Origin of the sequence: Streptomyces sp. SID5785, from assembly GCF_009870065.1 — a bacterium.
Taxonomy (GTDB): domain Bacteria; phylum Actinomycetota; class Actinomycetes; order Streptomycetales; family Streptomycetaceae; genus Streptomyces.
In genome coordinates, this window is record NZ_WWIA01000934.1 from 1 (window position 1) to 5,035 (window position 5,035).

The 5,035-nt window shown below is 74.5% G+C and carries 7 protein-coding genes and 1 pseudogene; 6 read left to right on the top strand and 2 right to left on the bottom strand.

What is annotated here, in order from left to right:
* A pseudogene (locus GTW43_RS30545) lies at positions 1-137 on the bottom strand (epoxide hydrolase); the annotation flags it as partial.
* Between the two features lie 114 nt (positions 138-251).
* On the opposite strand from GTW43_RS30545, the gene GTW43_RS30550 reads away from it, so the two are divergent.
* The 3 genes from GTW43_RS30550 to GTW43_RS30560 are packed head-to-tail and all read left to right on the top strand — an operon-like array spanning position 252 to position 1,783.
* The gene (locus tag GTW43_RS30550) at positions 252-842 is read left to right on the top strand and encodes a CGNR zinc finger domain-containing protein (protein WP_161305231.1); all 591 of its coding nucleotides are present in this window, start codon (positions 252-254) and stop codon (positions 840-842) included.
* 35 nt (positions 843-877) lie between these two features.
* The gene (locus GTW43_RS30555) at positions 878-1,312 is read left to right on the top strand and encodes a helix-turn-helix transcriptional regulator (protein ID WP_343246168.1); all 435 of its coding nucleotides are present in this window, start codon (positions 878-880) and stop codon (positions 1,310-1,312) included.
* Positions 1,313-1,345: 33 nt separating this feature from the next.
* Positions 1,346-1,783 carry a VOC family protein gene (locus GTW43_RS30560; protein ID WP_161305233.1) on the top strand — a complete coding sequence of 146 codons (438 nt, stop codon included), beginning with the start codon at positions 1,346-1,348 and terminating at the stop codon, positions 1,781-1,783.
* A 28-nt stretch (positions 1,784-1,811) separates the two neighbouring features.
* On the opposite strand, the gene GTW43_RS30565 is transcribed toward GTW43_RS30560, so the two are convergent.
* Positions 1,812-2,096 carry a cupin domain-containing protein gene (locus GTW43_RS30565; protein WP_161305234.1) on the bottom strand — a complete coding sequence of 95 codons (285 nt, stop codon included), beginning with the start codon at positions 2,094-2,096 and terminating at the stop codon, positions 1,812-1,814.
* Between the two features lie 258 nt (positions 2,097-2,354).
* On the opposite strand from GTW43_RS30565, the gene GTW43_RS30570 reads away from it, so the two are divergent.
* From GTW43_RS30570 to GTW43_RS30580, 3 genes are all read left to right on the top strand, one after another.
* Entirely contained in the window at positions 2,355-3,572 is a 1,218-nt protein-coding gene (locus GTW43_RS30570) for a hydrolase (protein WP_161305235.1), read from the top strand.
* 85 nt (positions 3,573-3,657) lie between these two features.
* Entirely contained in the window at positions 3,658-4,176 is a 519-nt protein-coding gene (locus tag GTW43_RS30575) for a pyridoxamine 5'-phosphate oxidase family protein (RefSeq protein WP_161305236.1), read from the top strand.
* Positions 4,173-5,035: serine hydrolase domain-containing protein (locus tag GTW43_RS30580; RefSeq protein WP_161305237.1), on the top strand; the 863-nt coding region annotated here is incomplete at its 3' end. The genes GTW43_RS30575 and GTW43_RS30580, both read left to right, overlap by 4 nt.

The following is a 5,035-nucleotide window of genomic DNA, read 5'->3' on the forward strand; positions in this document are numbered from 1 at the left end:
TCCCAGCGACGCGGCCCCGGCCCCGCGCCGTGGACCGTCTCGGCCTCCGGCAGCCGCGCCGCCGCCAGTCGTGCGCGCAGGTCGTCGAGGTCGGCGTCGGTCGCCCGGGCAGTGAAGGCGTGCACGTCGCTGGGCATGGGTCCTCCTCGTCGTCGTGGTACCGCCACCGGACCCGGGGACGGAGGCTAAGAACCGGCTAAGACGGTTCTAGCGCGATCCGGCGCCGGTGCGCAACCGGCTAAGGTGGTTCCATGACGACCCGGCCCCCCGCGTTCCGCCTCGGCAAGGTGCTCGCGACGAGCTTCACGGCGACGCTCACAGAGCGCTGCGGCGACGCCGTGGAGCGCATCCCCACGCCGCGGCGCCTCGCCGACTGGCTGGCCGTGAGTGGGCTCGCCGTGGACTCCTGCACCACGGCCCAACTCGAACTCGCCCGGGAACTGAGGGAGTCGATCCACGCCGTCGCCACGGCGGCCGCCCTCGGCGCGGACCTCCCCGACGCCGCCGTCCGGGTCGTCAACGAGCGCAGCGCCCAGGGACGGGCCTCGGCCGTCCTGACCCCGGACGGCGACCGGCGCTGGCATCTCGGCCCAGGATCCGCCGTGGAGGACGCCCTCGGCGTGATCGCCGCCGACGCGATCAGCGTCGTGGCGGGCGAGCGGGACGGAAGGCTGGCCCTGTGCGCCTCGCCGACCTGCCGTGCCGCCTTCTTCGACACCAGTCAGAGCCGCACCCGCAGATGGTGCGAGATGAACACGTGCGGCAACCGGCAGAAGAAGGCCCGCTTCCAGGCCGGCCGGAACGGAAAGCAGAACGACGAGACGCCCGGAGCCACCGGCTGACGGCCCGCGGGCGGTGGGCGCCGCACAATGGAGCTGTGCCTCCTGTTCCGACCGCCCGCCATCTGCTCCGCGCGAAGGACCTCGCCGACGCGCGGTACGCGGAGCCGCTGACCGTCGCGGACCTCGCGGCGGCCGCCGCGCTGTCGCCGGCCCACTTCAGCCGCCGGTTCAAGGCCGCGTTCGGTGAGTCGCCGCACCAGTACCTGCTGACCCGGCGGCTCGAGCGGGCGGCCGCGCTGCTGGTGTCCACCGACTGGTCCGTGGCGGACATCGGGGTCGCCGTCGGCGCGCGGAGCATCGGCTCGTTCACCACCAGCTTCCGCAGGATGTACGGGACGAGCCCGCAGGCGTACCGCACGGCCCGTCCTCCGGCCGCCCGCCACGTGCGGATCCCGCTCTGCGTGGCCATGGCGTACGGGCGCCCGCGCAACCGCACGTTTCGAGAAGACACCGGGCGGGCGGCTCCCTAACGTCGGTGGCAGGTGACCGGCCGAGGAGGAACCATGACACGGATCAGCATCGCCAACGCACAGTTCTGGGTCCATGACCAGGACGAGGCGCTGGCCTTCTACACGCAGAAGGTCGGCTGGGAGGTGCGGGCCGACGTGACGATGGACGCCTGGAGCTTCCGCTGGCTGTGCATCGGACCGCCCGGCGGGGACGGGCCCGCGCTCGTGCTGATGCCGGTTCCCGGACCGCCGATGCTGGACGAGGCGAGCAGTGCGCAGCTGGCGGAGCTGGTGGCCAAGGGGGCGGGCGGCACCCTGTTCCTGGAGACCGACGACTGCAAGGCGGCGTACGACGAACTGGCCGCGCGCGGGGTCACGTTCAACGACCCGCCGACGGGCCGGCCGTACGGTATCGACACCTCGTTCCGCGACCCGTCGGGCAACAACATCCGCCTCACGCAGGTGCTCGACTTCGACCCCGACCGGGGCTGAGCGCTCCACGGCGGGCGCGCACGGGCGGCTACTTCAGCTCGATCTCGACGAAGGCCAGCGGCGCGTCACCGGCGTTCACGACCTCGTGCTCGGCGCCGCCCGGACGGCTGTAGGACGCGCCCGCGCGCAGCTGCGACGGGGTGACCGTGCCGTCGGGCAGGATCACGTCGGTGCAGCCGTCGGTGAGCGGCACGACGACGTAGTCGTACGCGTGCACATGGCGGCCGGTGGACTGGCCGGGGTCGAAGTCCCAGCGGGTGACGCGGACCCGCTCGTCGTCCTGCTGCACGTCGGCCCGGGCCGTGGTGGTCATGGTGCGCTCTCCTCGCCGTCGTCAGCGGTGTCCGCGGGCCGGACAGGCCCGCGCCGCTCTCCGGAAGGCTAGCCTCCGCGCGGGTCAGCGCCGGTCGCGGGCGGTGTGTCCCGGGGTGAGCTCTGGGGGAAACCCCCCACGCGTCCACACCTGCGGGCCGGATGGCTGCCGCCCCGCGCGGACGAGAGGCTGTCGGAAACCGGACGAACCGCCGCGGGTCCGCACCCGTGGCGTTCCCACGCCGACGAGGGGATCACCATGCTGACCCGCCGCACCGCCTTGTTCTCCGCCGCGGTCGCCACCGTCACCGCGGCCACGCCCGCGTACGCCGCACCGGGCGACGCCCGGCGGCCCCGGGCGCACACCACGCGCAGGCCGCAGGAGGGCCTCGTGCGTTTCACGCTGCCCGCGCCGACGGGTGGGCGGCCGGTGGGCAGCGTCTCGCTGCACCTGGTGGACCGGGCGCGCCGCGACCCGTGGCTGCCCGGCCGAGCCCGCCGGGAGCTCATGGTCGACGTGCGCTACCCGGCACGTACGGCGCAGGGGCTCCCGCGGGTCCCCTGGCTGGGCGCGGGAGCGGCGGCCGGTTTCGCCGCGCTGAACAACCTGACGGACGTGCCCGCGGACCGGGTGGACTGGTCCGCCGCGCTCACCCACGCCCACGCGCACGCCCCGGTCGACCGCACGGCCGGTGGTCCGCGGGGAACGCTGCCGGTCGTCCTGTACTCCCCCGGCGTGGTGGACCCGCGCGGCTACGGTTCGACGACCGCCGACGACCTGGCCTCCCGTGGATACGTCGTCGTGACGGTGGACCACACCTATGACGCCACCGCCGTCGAGTTCCCCGGCGGCCGGGTGGAGACGACCCGGCTGCCCGCGGAGTTCGAGGCGACGGGCGGCGACGAGGAACGGATCCGGGCCCTGCTGCGCAAGACGCTCGACGTGCGTGTCGCGGACCTCCGCTTCGTCCTCGACGCCCTGCCGTCGGCGCTCCCGCCGGAGCTGCGCCGGGCCGCCGATCTCTCCCGGGTGGGCGCCTACGGGCAGTCCGCGGGCGGCTTCGCGGCACTCCAGACGATGTCCGACGACGCGCGGGTGCGGGCGGCGGCCGACCTGGACGGCGTGCTCGCCTTCGTCCAGGAGGACGCGCAGCCGGGCCACTACGCGCGCGTCGCCGAGGACGGTCTGGACCGCCCCTTCCTGCTGTTCGGCAAGGACGGGAACACCCCGGGCACCGTGCCGTCCTGGGACGCGCTGATCCGCCACAGCAGCGCCCCGCACCGCGTCGAGGAACTCCGCGGGGCCCGGCACGGCAGCTTCACCGACGCCCAGGTCGTCGTCCCGCAGCTCGTCGCACCGCTCGCCCTGCCGGCCGAGGCGGTCGAGGCGAACATCGGCACCGTGGACCCGGCGCGGTCCGTCGCCGCACAGCGCTCCGCCCTGGCCCGCCTGTTCGGACGCGCCCTGCGCCACTGAGGGCACGCACGGCGTGGGCCGACGACTTCCTCGCCCTGCCGCGGTCATCATCACAACGGCATGTCCGATCGGGAAGGCAGTGCTCATGGACAGCGAACCGGACGTCACCCTGGGCCCGTACTCGTCCCCCGAAGCGCACGCGACGCCCTGGGCCGAGGCCCTGGCCCTGATCGGGGAGGCCGAGGTCTTCTGGCTGTCGACGGTGCGGCCCGACGGGCGCCCGCACGTGACGCCGCTGCTGGCGGTGTGGAGCCTGGGCGGACTGTGCTTCACCACGGGCGGCGAGGAACGCAAGGCCCGGAACCTGGCCCACGAGCCCCATTGCGCCCTGACGACCGGGACGCACGCCCTCAGCGGTACGGACGTCGTCGTCGAGGGGGTGGCGACGCCGGTGGACGACCGCTCCGCGCGCGAACGGGCCGTCGCCGACCTCGAGCAGAAGTACGGCGCGCACCTGACCCGGCCCGAGGGGACCTGGTACGGACTGGGTGAGGCCGTCGTCGCCGGTGACGTCCGGTTGTACCGGCTCGCCCCGACGGTCGGCTTCGCGTTCGGCAAGCTGCCGGTTTCGAGCCAGACGCGCTACACGTGGCCGCGCTCATGACGACGATGCCCTCCTTGCAGCGGCGCCTGCGGAGCGCCGTCGACGAGCTCGTCGGCACGGGCGCCGAGACGGGCCTCCAGGTCGCCGTGCACCACCGCGGCGTCCTGGTGGCCGACGCCGTGGCGGGCGTCGCCGACAGCCGGTCGGGGCGCCCGGTGACCGCGCGGACCCCGTTCTTCGGCTTCTCCGCGGGCAAGATGACGACCTCGCTGATCGCGCACCTCCTCGTCAGGGACGGCGAGATCGGGTACGAGACACCCCTGGTCGACGTGTGGCCGGAGTTCGGCCGCCACGGCAAGGCGGCCACGACGCTCCGGCACGTGCTGACCCACACGGCGGGCCTCCCGGCGATGCCCCGGACCATCGGCCCCGCCGCGCTGACCGACCCGGTCCGGGTCTGCGCGGCGCTGGCCGACGCCGTGCCACGGTGGGCGCCCGGGACGGAGACCGGGTACCACGCGTACACGTACGGCTTCCTGGTCGGCGAGATCGCGCGCCGGGTCACGGGCAAGCCGATGCACCGGCTCCTGCACGAGCGGATCTGCGAACCCCTCGGTCTCGTCGGCGAGTTGTACTTCGGCATGCCCCGGTCCGCGCTGCCCCGGCCGGCCCGGCTCGAGGACGACGCCCCGCCCGCGCCGGTCGCGCCCGACGACGACGCGGTCCTCGCCCCGTGGGAGCGGCAGCCGGTCGCGGCCCTGGGCAACAGCCCCGGCATCCAGCAGGCCGACATCCCGTCGGTCGGCATCTTCACCGCGCGGGCGATGGCGGCCATGAACGCGGCCGTGCTCGACGGCCGGCTCATCGGCACGGCGCAGCTCGAGCGGCTCACCGCTGTGGCGTTCGACGGCACCGACCG

Coding starts and splice junctions, on each gene's coding strand:
- GTW43_RS30550 (WP_161305231.1), top strand. CDS start 252: ATGACGACCCGGCCCCCCGCGTTCCGCCTCGGCAAGGTGCTCGCGACG.
- GTW43_RS30560 (WP_161305233.1), top strand. CDS start 1,346: ATGACACGGATCAGCATCGCCAACGCACAGTTCTGGGTCCATGACCAG.
- GTW43_RS30565 (WP_161305234.1), bottom strand. CDS start 2,096: ATGACCACCACGGCCCGGGCCGACGTGCAGCAGGACGACGAGCGGGTC.
- GTW43_RS30570 (WP_161305235.1), top strand. CDS start 2,355: ATGCTGACCCGCCGCACCGCCTTGTTCTCCGCCGCGGTCGCCACCGTC.
- GTW43_RS30575 (WP_161305236.1), top strand. CDS start 3,658: ATGGACAGCGAACCGGACGTCACCCTGGGCCCGTACTCGTCCCCCGAA.